Source organism: Streptomyces sp. NPDC032161, assembly GCF_040636995.1.
In the GTDB taxonomy this organism is placed as follows: domain Bacteria; phylum Actinomycetota; class Actinomycetes; order Streptomycetales; family Streptomycetaceae; genus Streptomyces.
Genome location: NZ_JBEZVN010000001.1, coordinates 1,083,760 through 1,098,766 on the forward strand (window position 1 = coordinate 1,083,760; position 15,007 = coordinate 1,098,766).

At 70.4% G+C, this 15,007-nt stretch carries 13 protein-coding genes; 8 read left to right on the forward strand and 5 right to left on the reverse strand.

Going from position 1 to position 15,007, the window contains the following annotated elements; translation table 11 throughout:
- Window positions 1–174: 174 nt before the first annotated feature.
- Together AB0E67_RS04565 and AB0E67_RS04570 are read right to left on the reverse strand one after the other, a co-directional pair.
- The gene (locus tag AB0E67_RS04565) at window positions 175–750 is read right to left on the reverse strand and encodes a sigma-70 family RNA polymerase sigma factor (protein ID WP_073786900.1); all 576 of its coding nucleotides are present in this window, start codon (window positions 748–750) and stop codon (window positions 175–177) included.
- A 315-nt stretch (window positions 751–1,065) separates the two neighbouring features.
- A complete protein-coding gene (locus AB0E67_RS04570) occupies window positions 1,066–1,677 on the reverse strand; it encodes a response regulator transcription factor (RefSeq protein ID WP_003948568.1) in 612 nt (203 codons plus the stop codon).
- A 422-nt stretch (window positions 1,678–2,099) separates the two neighbouring features.
- Here AB0E67_RS04570 and AB0E67_RS04575 point away from each other — a divergent pair, with 422 nt between their 5' ends.
- Window positions 2,100–2,438, forward strand: coding sequence for a WhiB family transcriptional regulator (locus AB0E67_RS04575; RefSeq protein WP_073786897.1), 339 nt, complete (start codon window positions 2,100–2,102; stop codon window positions 2,436–2,438).
- A gap of 206 nt (window positions 2,439–2,644) precedes the next feature.
- On the opposite strand, the gene AB0E67_RS04580 is transcribed toward AB0E67_RS04575, so the two are convergent.
- Window positions 2,645–3,535, reverse strand: a complete 891-nt coding sequence (locus AB0E67_RS04580; RefSeq protein ID WP_362020823.1) for a LysR family transcriptional regulator — start codon at window positions 3,533–3,535, stop codon at window positions 2,645–2,647.
- Between the two features lie 219 nt (window positions 3,536–3,754).
- Between AB0E67_RS04580 and AB0E67_RS04585 the strand changes: the two genes are divergently transcribed.
- Together AB0E67_RS04585 and AB0E67_RS04590 are read left to right on the forward strand one after the other, a co-directional pair.
- Window positions 3,755–4,444 (forward strand): MOSC domain-containing protein, encoded by a 690-nt coding sequence (locus AB0E67_RS04585; RefSeq protein WP_362020826.1) that lies wholly within the window; start codon window positions 3,755–3,757, stop codon window positions 4,442–4,444.
- Between the two features lie 142 nt (window positions 4,445–4,586).
- Window positions 4,587–5,360, forward strand: coding sequence for an SDR family oxidoreductase (locus AB0E67_RS04590; RefSeq protein WP_362020829.1), 774 nt, complete (start codon window positions 4,587–4,589; stop codon window positions 5,358–5,360).
- Between the two features lie 279 nt (window positions 5,361–5,639).
- On the opposite strand, the gene AB0E67_RS04595 is transcribed toward AB0E67_RS04590, so the two are convergent.
- Window positions 5,640–7,166, reverse strand: coding sequence for a right-handed parallel beta-helix repeat-containing protein (locus AB0E67_RS04595; RefSeq protein ID WP_362020832.1), 1,527 nt, complete (start codon window positions 7,164–7,166; stop codon window positions 5,640–5,642).
- Window positions 7,167–7,613: 447 nt separating this feature from the next.
- On the opposite strand from AB0E67_RS04595, the gene AB0E67_RS04600 reads away from it, so the two are divergent.
- The 5 genes from AB0E67_RS04600 to AB0E67_RS04620 all read left to right on the forward strand — a co-directional run bounded on the left by AB0E67_RS04600 (window position 7,614) and on the right by AB0E67_RS04620 (window position 13,127).
- Window positions 7,614–8,705: a substrate-binding domain-containing protein gene (locus AB0E67_RS04600; RefSeq protein WP_362020835.1), complete on the forward strand. Its 1,092-nt coding sequence runs from the start codon at window positions 7,614–7,616 to the stop codon at window positions 8,703–8,705.
- Between the two features lie 273 nt (window positions 8,706–8,978).
- Window positions 8,979–10,307 (forward strand): sugar ABC transporter substrate-binding protein, encoded by a 1,329-nt coding sequence (locus AB0E67_RS04605; RefSeq protein ID WP_362020838.1) that lies wholly within the window; start codon window positions 8,979–8,981, stop codon window positions 10,305–10,307.
- On the forward strand, window positions 10,307–11,200 hold the full coding sequence (locus AB0E67_RS04610; RefSeq protein ID WP_351519243.1) for a sugar ABC transporter permease: 894 nt from the start codon (window positions 10,307–10,309) through the stop codon (window positions 11,198–11,200). Before AB0E67_RS04605 ends, AB0E67_RS04610 begins: the two co-directional genes overlap by 1 nt.
- Complete coding sequence (locus tag AB0E67_RS04615) at window positions 11,197–12,051, forward strand: carbohydrate ABC transporter permease (protein WP_362020841.1); 855 nt, start codon at window positions 11,197–11,199, stop codon at window positions 12,049–12,051. The genes AB0E67_RS04610 and AB0E67_RS04615 overlap by 4 nt, the downstream gene beginning before the upstream one ends.
- A 47-nt stretch (window positions 12,052–12,098) precedes the next feature.
- Entirely contained in the window at window positions 12,099–13,127 is a 1,029-nt protein-coding gene (locus tag AB0E67_RS04620; protein WP_362020843.1) for a hydroxyacid dehydrogenase, read from the forward strand.
- 237 nt (window positions 13,128–13,364) lie between these two features.
- Here AB0E67_RS04620 and groL read toward each other — a convergent pair whose 3' ends face one another.
- The gene (gene groL, locus AB0E67_RS04625; RefSeq protein ID WP_073786879.1) at window positions 13,365–14,990 is read right to left on the reverse strand and encodes a chaperonin GroEL; all 1,626 of its coding nucleotides are present in this window, start codon (window positions 14,988–14,990) and stop codon (window positions 13,365–13,367) included.
- Window positions 14,991–15,007: the final 17 nt, after the last annotated feature.

The window sequence follows — 15,007 nt, forward strand, 5'->3', positions numbered from 1 at the left end:
CTTCGCACGTGTCTCATTCCACGTGCAAGATCACCTACAGGTTCTGTAGGTTCGTACGAAACCGGAGCGGCACGGATCGTGCACGAACGGTACGCACGAGAGGCGAGGGACGTACCCGGAACCGTGACGGGAACGGGAGCCGGAGCCCGGGAAGCCCCGTCGGTCGGCCCCGATTCACTGCTCGGCGAGCGCCCGCAGCCTGCTCAGCGCACGGTGCTGGGCGACCCGGACGGCGCCCGGTGACATGCCCAGCATCTGCCCGGTCTCCTCGGCGGTCAGGCCGACCGCGACCCGGAGCACGAGCAGCTCGCGCTGGTTGTCGGGGAGGTTCGCCAGGAGCTTCTTGGCCCAGGCCGCGTCGCTGCTGAGCAGCGCGCGCTCCTCGGGGCCGAGCGAGTCGTCTGGCCGCTCGGGCATCTCGTCGGAGGGCACGGCCGTCGACCCCGGGTGCCGCATGGCGGCCCGCTGGAGATCGGCCACCTTGTGGCCCGCGATGGCGAAGACGAAGGCTTCGAAGGGTCTGCCGGTGTCCTTGTAGCGCGGCAGCGCCATGAGCACCGCGACGCACACCTCCTGCGCCAGGTCCTCGACGAAGTGGCGCGCGTCACCGGGCAGACGACTCAGCCGCGACCTGCAGTAACGCAGCGCGAGCGGGTGAACATGGGCCAACAGATCATGGGTGGCCTGCGCATCGCCCTCGACGGCGCGGTGCACCAGTGCACCGATCACCGTCGTCTCGTCGTCGCGCATCGGACCATGGTGCCTCGGAGTCTCGTCTTCCGCTCCGCCGCGTCCGTAGTTGTGCACCGAAGCGTTATGAGCGGGTGCGCCGGAAGTCATGTCCTGCGCCCTCCCCTTCCGCTCGACCGAATCGTTCCCGAGGAACTCCACGTCTCAAGGATGCGCCATCGGCCGTGAAGCGTCACATGCCGTCGGCCCGGCGGACGCGGCCGGCCCGGCGGACACCACCGGTGCGGCGGTGCCCGCCCCGCGCACGGCGGTCGCGGCACCCCGCCCGCCGGAGCGCGGACGGGGAGACGGTCGACCGCCGGTCACGACCGGCCCTCAGCGGACCAGGCCCCAGCGGAAGCCGAGAGCGACGGCATGGGCGCGGTCCGAGGCGCCGAGCTTCTTGAACAGACGCCTGGCATGCGTCTTCACCGTGTCCTCGGAGAGGAACAGCTCCCGGCCGATCTCGGCGTTCGAGCGACCGTGGCTCATCCCTTCGAGCACCTGGATCTCCCGCGCGGTGAGCGTGGGCGCGGCACCCATCTCGGCCGACCGCAGCCTGCGCGGAGCGAGCCGCCACGTCGGATCGGCCAGCGCCTGGGTGACGGTGGCCCGCAACTCGGCGCGGGAGGCGTCCTTGTGGAGATAGCCGCGGGCACCGGCGGCGACCGCGAGCGCGACGCCGTCCAGGTCCTCGGCGACGGTCAGCATGATGATCCTGGCGCCGGGGTCGGCGGAGAGCAGCCGCCGGACCGTCTCCACACCCCCGAGACCGGGCATGCGTACGTCCATCAGAATCAGATCCGAACGGTCGGCGCCCCAGCGGCGGAGGACTTCCTCGCCGTTGGCCGCCGTCGTCACACGCTCGACGCCGGGCACGGTCGCGACCGCGCGACGGAGCGCCTCTCGGGCAAGCGGGGAGTCGTCGCAGACGAGGACGGATGTCATGGCCGCCCTCCGCAGCTGATGCGCGTCACCTTGAGCCTCCAGGCTGTTCACAAGTCGTCACCTGAGCGGTTGACGCTCTCGGACATCTGCCCGATCGCTTTTTCTGTCAACCACTTCCGCCCTCTCAACGATGGTCACTCGAAAGAGTTACGGGTTCGACGACCGGGTTCGGCACTCTACGTGAGGAGGCGTGCACGGAGGAGAGCGACGCGGATCGTCCAGCCATCAACCGGTTTTCCATATGAAGATATGCCCCATTTAGCGGGTCTTCTTCCCTTTTCCCGGTGTCTGTGGCTAGATTCGCAATCAGTCATATTTACATCTACTTGCATCGTGGATGTAAGTGTCATGGGCACAATCAAAATAGACGACACCGGACGACAACGACGTTTCCGACTCAGCATGGTTTGAGGGGACAAGCAATGGCAGATTTCTCCCGCCTTCCCGGACCCAACGCCGATCTGTGGGACTGGCAACTGTTGGCGGCCTGCCGCGGGGTCGACAGCTCGCTGTTCTTCCACCCCGAGGGTGAGCGCGGGGCGGCACGCAGCGCCCGCGAGAACTCGGCGAAAGAGGTCTGCATGCGATGCCCGGTACGCGCCGAGTGCGCGGCACACGCGCTGGCCGTACGGGAGCCCTACGGCGTGTGGGGCGGACTCACCGAGGACGAGCGCGAGGAGCTCATGGGGCGGGCCCGCAACCGTCTGATCGCGGCATCGGCACCGTCGGGCGGCGTTCCGTCCCCGGCGGGGCACGGCTGATCCCGGCGGCCCGCGCGGTCCAGTAAGACGAAAAACGTTTCTTCATCACCCGACCACCGAGGGAGGCCGGGTCACAGGCAGGCCCCGAGCCGGGTCACGCACGCTTCCGAGCCGCCCGGGCCCCCGGCGCGGATCACACGCGCGGCCTCCCGCGCCGTGTCACGGGCAGCGACCGGCCGGCAGGCGGGTCACGGGCGGTCCCCCGGTCAGCGGGCGGCCGCCAGGGACAGCCGGTCCAGTGTGGCCGCCACGGCGGGCACCTGCGCCAGGTCGGGGAGGGTCAGGGCGACGATCTCGCGCTCGACGGCCGGTTCGACCGCGACGGTGCGGACCCCTTTGGTGCGTACCGACTCGATCGCCAGTTCCGGCAGCACCGCCACCCCGAGCCCGGCCCCCACCAGCCCGACGACCGCGGGGTAGTCGTCGGTGGCGAAATCGATCCGGGGCGTGAAGCCCGCCTCCTCGCAGACCTCCACCAACTGGCGCCGGCAGCGCGGACAGCCGGCGATCCACGACTCCTCGGCCAGCTCGGCGATGGTGACCGCCCCCGTACCGGACAGCCGGTGCCCCTCGGGGACCAGGCCGATCAGCCGGTCGGCGAGGAGCGGACGCACGACCAGGTCCTCCCATTCGGCGCCCGGAGCGCCGTAGCGGAATGCCAGCGCGATGTCGCAGTCGCCCTCGCGCAACATCTCGACCGAGCGCGGCGGCTCGGCCTCGACCAGGGAGACCCGGGTGCCGGGATGGGCCGCGCGCAGTGCCGCGAGGGCCCCGGGCACCAGGGTGGAACTGCCGCTGGGGAACGACACGAGCCGGACCCGGCCGGCTCGCAGCCCGGCGATCGCGGCGACCTCCTCCTCCGCGGCGGTGAGCCCGGCCAGGATGCCCGAGGCGTGCCGGACGAGGGCCTCGCCCGCCTGCGTGAGCCGCATCTCGCGTCCGGTGCGGATCAGCAGCGTGGTCCCGGCCGAGGACTCGAGGGCCTTCATCTGCTGGCTGACCGCGGGCTGTGTGCAGCCCAGTTCGCGGGCCGCGGCGGAGAACGAGCCGGTGGCGGCCACGGCGCGCAGAACACGGAGATGACGGGCTTCGATCACCCCTCAACCATAAGCATCTCTTGGGAGGGGCGCTAATTACCCGGATGCACCTTTGGGGCGGGACGGTTAGCGTTCTCCGTGCTCGCCCGGCCGCGCCCGGTGCGCATCCTGTGCGCGGCACCGGTGGGGCGGTACGGCGGGGAGCGAAGGCCCGGGGCGGAAGAGGTACCCCGGAGCCGAAGAGACATGAAGAGGCGGCGAAGGGGCGGTGGCGGGCCGATGAAGGTGCTGAGCGTGAACGTGGGACGGCCCAGGATCGTCGCCCACACCGACGCCCCGGGCGGAGCGACCGGCATCGGCAAGCGGCCGGTCGACGGTCCGGTGCGTGTCCTCGACCCCGGCCCCAAGGGCACCGGCGGCAGCGGCCTGGTCGGGGACGCGGTGTGCGACCTGCGCCATCACGGCGGCTCCGACCAGGCCGTGTACGCCTTCGGCCGCGAGGAGCTGGACGTCTGGGAACGGGAGACCGGCCGCCCGCTGCCCAACGGCTCGTTCGGCGAGAACCTCACGACCAGTGGGGTGGACGTGAACGGCGCGAGGATCGGGGAGCGCTGGAGGATAGGCCCCGATCTGGTGCTGGAGGTCGCGTCGAGCCGGATCCCGTGCCGCACGTTCGCCGGGCACCTGGGCGAGAAGGGCTGGGTCAAGCGGTTCACGCGGGCGGCCGCCCCGGGCGCGTACCTGCGGGTGATCGCGCCGGGCGAGATCCGCGCCGGGGACCCGGTCGAGATCGTGCACCGGCCCGGCCACGACGTCACCGTGCGGATGGAGTTCCAGGCGTCGACCACCCGGCGCGAACTGCTGCCCCGGCTGCTCGCGGCCCGCGACGCGCTGCATCCGGAGACCCTGCGCGCCGCCCTGAAGTACGTCGAACAGGGGCACGGGGAGCAGGGTTCGGCGGCCGGGTGAGCACGGCGCCCGGCCGGCGGGCCGGACATCGGTCCGGGCGCCGCTGCGGGCCGCGCTTCTGTGGGCGGCCCGACCCGGACCGAGGCGCCGTCCGGGTCACCGTCCGGCCGTGATCCGGCGGGCAGGCACTAACGTGCCGCCCATGACGACTGCACTGATTACGGGCGCGACCGCGGGTATCGGCGCCGCGTTCGCGCGGCGGCTGGCGGCCGACGGGCACAACCTGGTGCTGGTGGCGCGCGACGCCGAGCGACTGCGCGAGCAGGCGACGGAACTGCACGACCGGCACGGCATCGAGGCCGAGGTGCTGCGGGCCGACCTGTCCGAGGACAAGGGGATCGAGACGGTCGAGGACCGCTTGACGGACCGTCAGCATCCGGTTGACCTGCTGGTCAACAACGCCGGGTTCGGGAACAAGGGCCACTACCTGGAAGTGCCCATGGCCGACGAGCTGAACATGCTCAAGGTGCACTGCGAGGCGGTGCTGCGCCTGACCTCGGCCGCCGCGACCGGGATGCGGGAGCGCGGACGGGGCGGGGTCGTCAACGTGGCCTCGGTGGCGGCGTTCGTGCCGCGCGGGACGTACGGCGCGTCCAAGGCGTGGGTCGTGCAGTTCACCCAGGGCGCGGCGAAGGACCTGGCCGGTTCGGGAGTGCGGCTGATGGCGCTGTGCCCGGGTTTCGTGCGCACGGAGTTCCACCAGCGGGCCGGGATGGGGACCGGCAACATCCCCGGCTGGATGTGGCTGGACGCCGACAAGCTGGTGGCGGCGGCGCTGGCGGACCTGGCGCGCGGCAAGTCCCTGTCGGTGCCGGACCCGCGGTACAAGGCGCTGATGGGGGTCGTGAAGCTGACGCCGCGCGGCCTGCTCGGAGGGGTCACCTCCAAGACGGGCCGCAAGTACGGACCCCAGTGAGCGAACGGTCCCCCATGGGCCTGTTACCGGATCACCCGACGGCGGGGAGCCGACTGCGCGGTTCCCGGTCAGGGGCTTTCCGGGCACGGGCCTCCCGGTCACGGGCCTCCCGGGCGCGCGGTCGCCCGGGAGGGGGACTCCGCTTCCGGGGAGGGGACATGTCGGCCCGTCAGGCATCGGAGGGGCGGTGGCCTGACGGGCCGTGTCGTCGCGCTGCTGTCCACCGTGCGACGACGCGATCCGGTTCCGGGACGGCGGGATCCGGTTCCGGGAGGGGGTTCAGCGCACCCCGTGGCCCGCGTAGGCGCCGATGTTCGGGGCGCCGGGCTTCAGCTTGTTGCCGAAGTAGTCCTTGCCGCCGTTGTCCTCGATGACGGCTCCGGCGGCGAGGGCGGGCGATCCCGCGCCGAGGCGGAAGTCGGCCCGGAGCTTCGGGTCGGCCGTGATGCCGCCGGGGTTGGGGCGGGTCATGTCGATGCCGTAGAAGGCGTTGTGGTCGAAGGAGAGCCCGGGCGTCGGGTTCTTGAAGGCGTAGCCTCCGGTGCCCTCGCTCACGAAGACGTTGTTGCGGATGGACAGTTCGTGCTGGGTGGTGGCGGGGCTGCCGGCGTCGTCCTGGACGAGGTATCCGGGGATCTGCTCCTTGTTGTGGAAGGTGTTGTTGTAGATCTTCGTGTCGAGGATCGGGCCCCAGCAGTTCTGGATCAGGCGGGCACCGTCGTTCCGGCTGACGTTGTAGCGGGCGACCGTGCCGACCGTCTTGGCGCCGCTGTACGGGCAGATCAGCAGGAAGCCGCCCTTGTTGTCGTGGCTGTTGTTGTACTGGAAGACCGTGTTCCGCGAGGCGCCGTCGGCGTCGAAGGACATCCCGTCGTGGGTGTTCCCGCCGCCCGAGACCTCGTTGTACTCGATGAGCGTGTCGTCGGTGTTGAAGGTCCAGATGCCCGCGTTGGCCGAGGGCGAGCGCAGCTGGAAGCCGTCGATCCGGTTGTGGTCGACGCGGGCTCCGCTGGTGGTGTCGAGCTTCATGCCGTCACCGGCCAGGGACTTCAGCGTGTTGTGGTGGATGCGGACGCCGGTGCTGGGCGTCCACTCCCCGGGGTAGACGTTCGGGTCCTGCTGCTGGCCGACCAGATCGCGCTTGGAGAAGGTCGATTTGAAGTAGATGCCCTCGCGGTCGACGTCCTCGATGCGGTTGTGGGCGATGTCCAGGCCGTCGTACCAGCTGGCCTTCGCGGTTCCCTCGACGGCGATCTGGATCGCGCTGGAGCCCGTGAGCGTCTTGTAGTCGCCGCCGCGCACGTCGTGGATGTAGAGCCCGGAGACGACGAAGCCGCGGGCGACACCGTAGTCGGTGAGGCGCAGGCGGACGCCGTTGCGCTCGCTGCCGGGGTTGTCGGCGTTGGTGATCTCCAGCGCCTTGAGATGCACGTACTGCGTGTTGGCGAGCAGGACGACGTCGTGGGCGCCCGCTCCGTCGAGCTTGGCGCGGTCCGGGGCGTTGCCGTAGTCGGCGATGGTGAACGGGGCACGGGCGGAACCGGCGCCCTCGGGGGCGAGGGTGCCGGTGCAGGTGGTGCCGCGCTTGAAGAGCAGCCGGTCACCGGGGCCGTAGGTGTGCGCGTTGGCCTCGGCCAGCGTGGTCCACGGATGCTGCCTGCTGCCGGTGGCGCCGGCCGGATCGGCGGCGCAGTCGACGTGGTGGGTACGGCCGTTGGGCGCGGCCTGCGCGGCGCCCTGGCCGACGACGGTCAGGCCGGCGGCCGTCAGGGCCGCGAGCGCGGCAGCGGTGACGCGATGACTCACAATTCCTCCGTACGAACTGTCAAGATCGGACGATCGGTTGGAAACGGGCGATCGGTTGGGAACGGGGCCGGACGAACGGTCAGGTCGAACGAACAGTCGGGCTGAACGGTCGGGGTCGGGGCGAACGATCGAGGACGGACGATCGAGGACGGACGAATGATCAGGTCCGGGATCGAGACCGGGGCCGGGAACGGGAACGGAGCGGGTCGATGGTCGGAGGAATCCGGGCAGGACGAACCGGCGCCACCGGACGACCGGGCTCGGACCTGCCGGAACCCCGGACTCGGACTGCCCGGAATCCTGGACTCGGATTGATCGAACGTCAATGGATCGCGTTTGAATGATCGAAACTCCCATCGTTCGATCACGTTGGTCTAGGGTCGGACAACGGCTCCGGCACCGGCCGGTCCGGAGGTCGGGCCACAACACTGCGAGGGGACTGCCGCCGTGCGCGAAAGTGCTGCTGAACGTCATGACCGCCTGCTGGCCCTGGTCCGGGAACGGGGCTCGGCCCGGGTCTCGGACCTGGCCGCACAGCTGGGGGTCTCCCCCGTCACCGCGCGCCGGGACGTGGAAGAGCTGGCCGGCCGGGGCCTGCTCGACCGGGTGCACGGTTCGGTGTCCTGGCCGCGCGACGCCACCCCCGCCCCTGCCGCGGGGACCGGGGGCAACGGCCTCGTCCTGGGCATGCTCGCGCCCTCGTCGACGTACTACTTCGCCGAGGTGATCCGCGGCGCCCACGAGGCCGCCGCCCGGGCGGGCGCCCGGCTGATCCTGCGGATCTCCGACTACCGCCCGCAGGAGGACCAGGCCCGCACCGAGGGCCTGCTCGCCGCGGGCGCCGAGGGGCTGCTGATCGCGCCGGGCTGGCAGCACCCCGGCGACCCCGCGGCGTTCGGCGACTGGATCGCCTCGCTGCCGGTGCCGACCGTCCTGCTGGAGCGCAGGCCCGCCGCGGGCTCCCCGCTCGACGGCCTGGACCGGGTCTGCTCGGACCATGCGTACGGGGTGCTGCTCGCCATGCGCCACCTGGTGGGTCTCGGGCACGGGGCGCCGCTGCTGATGGCCCGCGCCGACTCCCCGACCGCCGTGGCGGTGCGGTCCGGGTACGCGGAGGCCCTCGACGTGCTCGGGCTGCGCCCGCCGCAGGACGTGATCGACTCCGTTCCCGCCGAACTCGCGCCGGAGGCGTTCGAGGAGGCCGTGCAGGCGCTGCGCGAAGCGGTGACCTCGGGAGTGGCGACGGCGGCGCTGGTCCACAACGACGTGGACGCGATCCAGGTGATGCAGCGCCTGGCCGAGCTTGACGTGCGGGTGCCGGACGACCTGGCGCTGATCGCCTACGACGACGAGGTCGCGGGGCTCGCGGACACCCCGCTCACGGCGGTGGCGCCGCCCAAGCGCGACGTGGGCCGCCACGCGACGGAACTGCTGGTGGAACGGCTCGGCCGGAGCTCGGGCACGCCCCGGCGGCACCTGACGCTGCTGCCGCAGCTGAGGGTCCGGGACTCCTGCGGGGCCTCGCTCTCGGAGACGTAGGAACGACGGCGTCGGAGACGCGGAAACGACGACACGACGGACACCGCGGACACGGCGGACACGGGCACGAGGCGGAAAGCCGAGGAGTGGGAGACGGCGGGCGGGTGTTCCCCCGCCCTTCACCCGTTCGTAGCACACGGCATTCCGCCCGCTTCGATACGTAATGTATCTGATCTTTTTTCGATCAATCGCTCTTTCGCTCTTGACTTCGGTCACGGCTGGTCGAAAGATCTCGGCCAACGCCAATGTCGTCGCCTGTTCAGGAGTCTCGCTGTGAGCCGCAGTTCGAGCAGAACGTCCCTCGCCGTCGTCGGCGCCGCCACCGCCCTCGCCGTTCTCACGGCCTGTGGCGGCAGCGGTGACGACAGTTCCGCCTCCGGAAGCGACGGGAAGCCCGTCAGCATCACCTTCTGGGGCTGGGCCAAGGGGTCGAAGGAGGTCGTTGACGCGTTCAACGCCTCGCACAAGAACATCAAGGTGGTCTACGAGGAGATCCCGTCCGGCAACGCCGGCGGCTACGCCAAGATCTCCAACGCGGTGAAGGCGGGCAACGCCCCCGACCTGGTCTCCATCGAGTACCCGCAGCTCCCGGAGTACGTCAGCCAGGGCGCGCTCCAGGACATCGGGAAGTACTTCACCGACGACATCAAGAAGAAGCTGCTCCCCCAGGCCGTGGAACTGACCACGCTGGGCGGGAAGAGCTGGGCCGTCCCGTTCGACGCGTCCCCGCAGGCCTTCTACTACCGCAAGGACCTGTTCGAGAAGTACGGCGTCGAGGTCCCCAAGACCTGGGACGACTTCCGCAAGGCCGCCGAGAAGATCAAGAAGGCCGACAAGAAGGCCCGGATCGGCACCTTCTTCCCCGACGACCCGACCACGTTCCAGGCGATGGCCTGGCAGGCCGGCGCCCAGTGGTACAAGCCCGAGGGCGACACCTGGAAGGTCAGCACGACCGACGCCGCCACCAACAAGGTCGCCGACTACTGGCAGGGCATGCTCGACGACGACCTGATCCGCTCGAACGCCTCGTTCAGCCCCGAGTGGACCAACTCGCTCAAGAGCGGCGGCACCGTCGGCTACCTCGGCGCGGCCTGGGGCGCGGGCGTCCTCAAGGGCACCCTGCCCGAGCAGAGCGGCAAGTGGGCCGTCGCCCCGATGCCCAGCTGGGACGGCAAGCCGGCCAGCGGCATGCTCGGCGGCTCCACCTTCGCGGTGACCAAGAACAGCAAGAAGGCCGAGGCCGCGGTCGAGTTCGCCACCTGGATGTCGACCACCGAGGAAGGCATCAAGGCCCGCATCGAGTCCGGCACCTCCAGCGCCTTCCCGGCCGCGTCGGAGCTGCGCCCGGTCGCGAAGAAGGCGTTCGACGCCGGTTACTACGGCGGCGAGGACATCTACCAGGTGTTCGAGGGCGCCGCGGCGTCGATCGGCCAGAACTGGAACTGGGGCCCGACGACCGGCACCACGAACACCACCATGAAGGACCAGTTCGGCAAGGTCGCCAGCGGCTCCACCACCATCAAGGACGCCGTGAAGGCCGGGCACGACGCCACGGTCGCCGAGCTGAAGAAGCGCGGTCTGAAGGTCGAGGACGCAGGCTGATGAAACACGCCCGGACGACCAGAGCCGCCGCCATCCTGCTGGGGCCCTTCTTCGTACTGTTCACCGTGGCCATGGTGCTGCCGATCGGATACGCGGTCTGGCTCAGCCTGTTCACCGAGAAGCAGTCCGGCCTGGGCTTCGGCGGCACCGAGACCGTCTTCAGCGGACTCGACAACTACACGGCGGCCCTGGGCGACCGGGCGTTCCGCGAGGGCTTCGGAGTACTCCTCGGATACTGCCTGTTCTACATTCCGCTGCTGCTCATCGGGGCCCTCGCCCTCGCCCTCCTGCTGGACTCCGCGCTGGCCCGCGCACGCCGCTTCTTCCAGCTCGCGCTCTTCCTGCCGCACGCCGTGCCCGGCATCATCGCCGCGCTGATCTGGGTCTACCTCTACACGCCCCAGCTCAGCCCGGTCGTCAGCGCGATGGAGTCCGGCGGACTCAGCTTCGACTTCTTCTCGCCCGAGGGCGCCCTCCCCTCCGTCGTGAACATCGCCCTGTGGGAGTGGCTCGGCTACAACATGGTGATCTTCTACGCCGCGCTGCAGGCCATCGACCGTTCCGTCCTCGAAGCGGCGACGGTCGACGGGGCCGGTGCCTGGCGCATCGCGGTCGGCATCAAGGTGCCGCTGATCCGCGCCTCGGTCGTGATGGTCGCCCTGTTCACGGTCATCGGCTCGCTCCAGCTGTTCACCGAGCCCCTGATCCTCAACAAGGGGACCGGCTCCGCCGTCACCTCCACCTGGACGCCGAACATGTACGCGTACACCGCGGCCTTCGAGCGCAACGACTACGGTCTCGCCGCGGCCGCGTCCATCCTGCTGGCGCTCACGGCCGCGCTGCTGTCCTTCGTCGTCACCCGCTTCACCGGCCGGAAGGGCAAGAAAGCATGAACTCCCCCGCCTCCCGCGGCCGCTGGATGTCGAAGACCGCGGTCAACGGCTTCCTCCTGCTCGCCGTCGTCTACATGCTCTTCCCCCTCGTCTGGCTGGTCACCGCCGCCACGAAGGACACCGGCGACCTGCTCGCGGGCAACGCGTTCTCCTTCCAGGGCTTCAATCTCGGCGAGAACCTGTCGAACCTGGCCTCCTACGGCGACGGCATCTACTTCCGCTGGTACCTCAACAGCCTCCTGTACGCGGGCGTCGGCGCGCTCGTCTGCTCGCTGATCTGCGTGGCCGCCGGATACGCCTTCGACAAGTACGAGTTCCGCGGCAAGGAGAAGCTGTTCGGACTCGTGCTGATGGGCGTGCTCGTCCCGACGACCGCGCTCGCCCTGCCGATGTACCTGCTGGCCTCCAAGACCGGCCTGGTCAACACCTACTGGTCGGTGCTGATCCCGGTGCTCGTCAACCCGTTCGGCGTGTACCTCGCCCGGGTGTTCAGCACCGGCTACATACCGAACGAGGCCCTGGAGGCCGCCCGTATCGACGGCGCCGGTGAGCTGCGCGTCTTCTGGTCCATCGGACTGCGCATGATCATGCCGGGCTTCGTGACCGTCTTCCTCTTCCAGTTCACCGCGATCTGGAACAACTTCTTCCTCCCCCTGGTGATGCTCTCGGACCGCAAGCTGTTCCCGCTGAGCCTCGGCCTGTACTCCTGGAACACCAACACCCACGGCGAGCCGAGCTTCTACCCGCTCGTCGTCACCGGTTCCCTCCTGGCCGTCATCCCCCTGATCGTCGCCTTCGTCTCGCTCCAACGGCACTGGAAGGCCGGAATGACCGCCGGCAGCGTCAAGTGACCCTTCCCACGAGCCCCCCACGAGCCCCGAGGAGTACGGGTACCACCATGACCCACGCCACTGACAACCGGCCGACGGCCCTGCTCGCGATGGGTCCGGGCATCGCCGACCGTCTGCTCGCCGACCGCCACCGCACCCGGCTGGCCGCCCTCACCCGCACCGACCCGTACCTGGTCGCCCACGACCTGACCGATCCGTCGCCCGAGGTGGCCGCCGCGTTCGCCGAGGCGGAGGTGCTGTTCACCTGCTGGGGCGCGACCCCGTTGACCGCCGAGGTACTGGCCGCGGCCCCCCGGCTGCGGGCCGTCGTGCACGCGGCCGGTTCCGTGAAGCACCACATCACCGACGCCTGCTGGGAACGCGGCATCGCCGTCACCTCCGCCGCCGGGGCCAACGCGCTGCCGGTCGCCGAGTTCACACTCGCCACGATCCTCTTCGCGAACAAGCGCGTCCTGCACTCCGCCGACCGCTACCGCGCCCTGCGCGCCGAGCACGACTGGCTCGCGGAGCTCGGCGGCTCCGGCAACTACCGCCGCACCGTCGGCGTCATCGGTGCCTCCCGCATCGGCCGGCGCGTCATCGAGCTGCTGCGCCCCTTCGACCTGGACGTCCTGCTGTACGACCCGTACGTGGACGAGGCGGAGGCGGCCCGGCTCGGCGTACGGCTCACCTCGCTCGACGAGCTGTGCGCGGGCAGTTCGGTGGTCTCGGTGCACGCACCGCAGCTCCCGGAGACGCATCACCTGATCGGCGCGGCGCAGCTGTCGGCCATGGCCACCGGGACCACGCTGATCAACACGGCGCGCGGTTCGCTGGTCGACGAGGAGGCGTTGCTGCCGGAGCTGGTGTCGGGGCGGCTGCACGCGGTGCTGGACGTGACGGATCCCGAACTCCCGCCCGCCGACTCGCCGTTGTACGAGCTGCCGAACGTCCTGCTCACCCCGCACGTGGCGGGTTCGCTCGGCGGTGAGCTGCACCGGATGGCCGACCAGGCGCTGGACGAGCTGGAACGGTACACGCAGGGGAAGCCGTTCGCGGACCCGGTCCGCGCGGGGGTGCTGACCCGGTCGGCGTGACCGCCCGCGGCGCGGCTCCGCCGCCCGCTCCTCCCACGGCCCGTGGCCCCTCGGCCACGGGCCGTCCGCGTGTCCACATGTCCGCGTGCCCACGTGTCCGGGGCCCACGTGTCCGGGGGCCGGGGTCCGGTGCCGACACGTCGTACGGCGCACGGCCGCCCGGACCCGCACACGGGCCGAGGCCCGGTATCCCGCGACGGGATACCGGGCCTCGGTGGCTGGTGCCGGGGTTACGCGTCAGTGCGCGTGGCCGTGGCCGCCGTGACCGGCCTCGGCCTCCTCCTCGGCCGGCTTCTCGACGACCAGGGTCTCGGTCGTGAGCAGCAGCGACGCGATGGACGCGGCGTTCTCCAGCGCGGAGCGGGTGACCTTGACCGGGTCGATGACGCCGGCCTTCACCAGGTCGCCGTACTCGCCGGTCGCGGCGTTGAAGCCCTGGCCCTTGTCGAGGTCGGCGACCTTGGAGGTGATGACGTAGCCCTCCAGGCCGGCGTTCTCGGCGATCCAGCGCAGCGGCTCGACGGCGGCGCGGCGCACGACCGCGACACCCGTGGCCTCGTCGCCGGTCTTGCCGAGGTTGCCCTCCAGGACCTTGACGGCGTGGACCAGAGCGGAGCCACCACCGGAGACGATGCCCTCCTCGACCGCGGCGCGGGTCGCGGAGATGGCGTCCTCCAGACGGTGCTTCTTCTCCTTGAGCTCCACCTCGGTGGCGGCACCGACGCGGATCACGCACACGCCGCCGGCCAGCTTCGCGAGGCGCTCCTGGAGCTTCTCGCGGTCCCAGTCGGAGTCCGTGGCCTCGATCTCGGCCTTGATCTGGTTGACCCGGCCCTTGACGTCGCCGGGCTCGCCGCCGCCGTCCACGATCGTGGTGTCGTCCTTGGTGACGGTGACGCGGCGGGCGGTGCCCAGCACGTCCAGACCGGCCTGGTCGAGCTTGAGGCCGACCTCCTCGGCGATGACGGTCGCACCGGTGAGGGTGGCGATGTCGCCGAGCATGGCCTTGCGGCGGTCACCGAAGCCGGGGGCCTTCACGGCGACGGCGTTGAAGGTGCCGCGGATCTTGTTGACGACGAGGGTCGACAGCGCCTCGCCCTCGACGTCCTCGGCGATGATCAGCAGCGGCTTGGAGCCACCGGCCTGGATGACCTTCTCCAGCAGCGGGAGCAGCTCCTGGATGGCGCCGATCTTGCCCTGGTGGATCAGGATGTACGGGTCGTCGAGGACGGCCTCCATACGCTCCTGGTCGGTCACCATGTACGGCGACAGGTAGCCCTTGTCGAAGGCCATGCCCTCGGTGAAGTCGAGGTCCAGACCGAAGGTGTTGGACTCCTCGACGGTGATGACACCGTCCTTGCCGACCTTGTCCATCGCGTCCGCGATGAGCTCGCCGACCTGCGGGTCCTGCGCGGAGAGCGCGGCCACGGCGGCGATGTCGGACTTGTCGTCGATCGGGCGGGCGGTCGCGAGGAGGTCCTCGGACACGGCCTTGACCGCGGCGTCGATGCCCTTCTTCAGGGCGGCCGGGGAGGCGCCGGCGGCGACGTTGCGCAGACCCTCGCGGACCAGCGCCTGGGCCAGCACGGTGGCGGTGGTCGTGCCGTCACCCGCGATGTCGTTGGTCTTGGTCGCGACCTCCTTCACCAGCTGGGCACCGAGGTTCTCGTACGGGTCCTCGATCTCGACCTCGCGCGCGATGGTGACACCGTCGTTGGTGATGGTGGGGGCACCGAACTTCTTGTCGATGACGACGTTGCGGCCCTTGGGGCCGATCGTCACCTTGACCGTGTCGGCAAGCTTGTTGACGCCGCGCTCGAGGGCGCGACGGGCGTCCTCGTCGAACTTCAGGATCTTCGCCATGGGAGCTGAGCTTTCCT

What these genes read in the sequence shown, in the direction of transcription:
- AB0E67_RS04565 (WP_073786900.1), bottom strand. Translation starts at nt 750, where the DNA reads ATGCGCGACGACGAGACGACGGTGATCGGTGCACTGGTGCACCGCGCC.
- AB0E67_RS04570 (WP_003948568.1), bottom strand. Translation starts at nt 1,677, where the DNA reads ATGACATCCGTCCTCGTCTGCGACGACTCCCCGCTTGCCCGAGAGGCG.
- AB0E67_RS04575 (WP_073786897.1), top strand. Translation starts at nt 2,100, where the DNA reads ATGGCAGATTTCTCCCGCCTTCCCGGACCCAACGCCGATCTGTGGGAC.
- AB0E67_RS04585 (WP_362020826.1), top strand. Translation starts at nt 3,755, where the DNA reads ATGAAGGTGCTGAGCGTGAACGTGGGACGGCCCAGGATCGTCGCCCAC.
- AB0E67_RS04590 (WP_362020829.1), top strand. Translation starts at nt 4,587, where the DNA reads ATGACGACTGCACTGATTACGGGCGCGACCGCGGGTATCGGCGCCGCG.
- AB0E67_RS04610 (WP_351519243.1), top strand. Translation starts at nt 10,307, where the DNA reads ATGAAACACGCCCGGACGACCAGAGCCGCCGCCATCCTGCTGGGGCCC.
- AB0E67_RS04615 (WP_362020841.1), top strand. Translation starts at nt 11,197, where the DNA reads ATGAACTCCCCCGCCTCCCGCGGCCGCTGGATGTCGAAGACCGCGGTC.
- AB0E67_RS04620 (WP_362020843.1), top strand. Translation starts at nt 12,099, where the DNA reads ATGACCCACGCCACTGACAACCGGCCGACGGCCCTGCTCGCGATGGGT.
- groL (WP_073786879.1), bottom strand. Translation starts at nt 14,990, where the DNA reads ATGGCGAAGATCCTGAAGTTCGACGAGGACGCCCGTCGCGCCCTCGAG.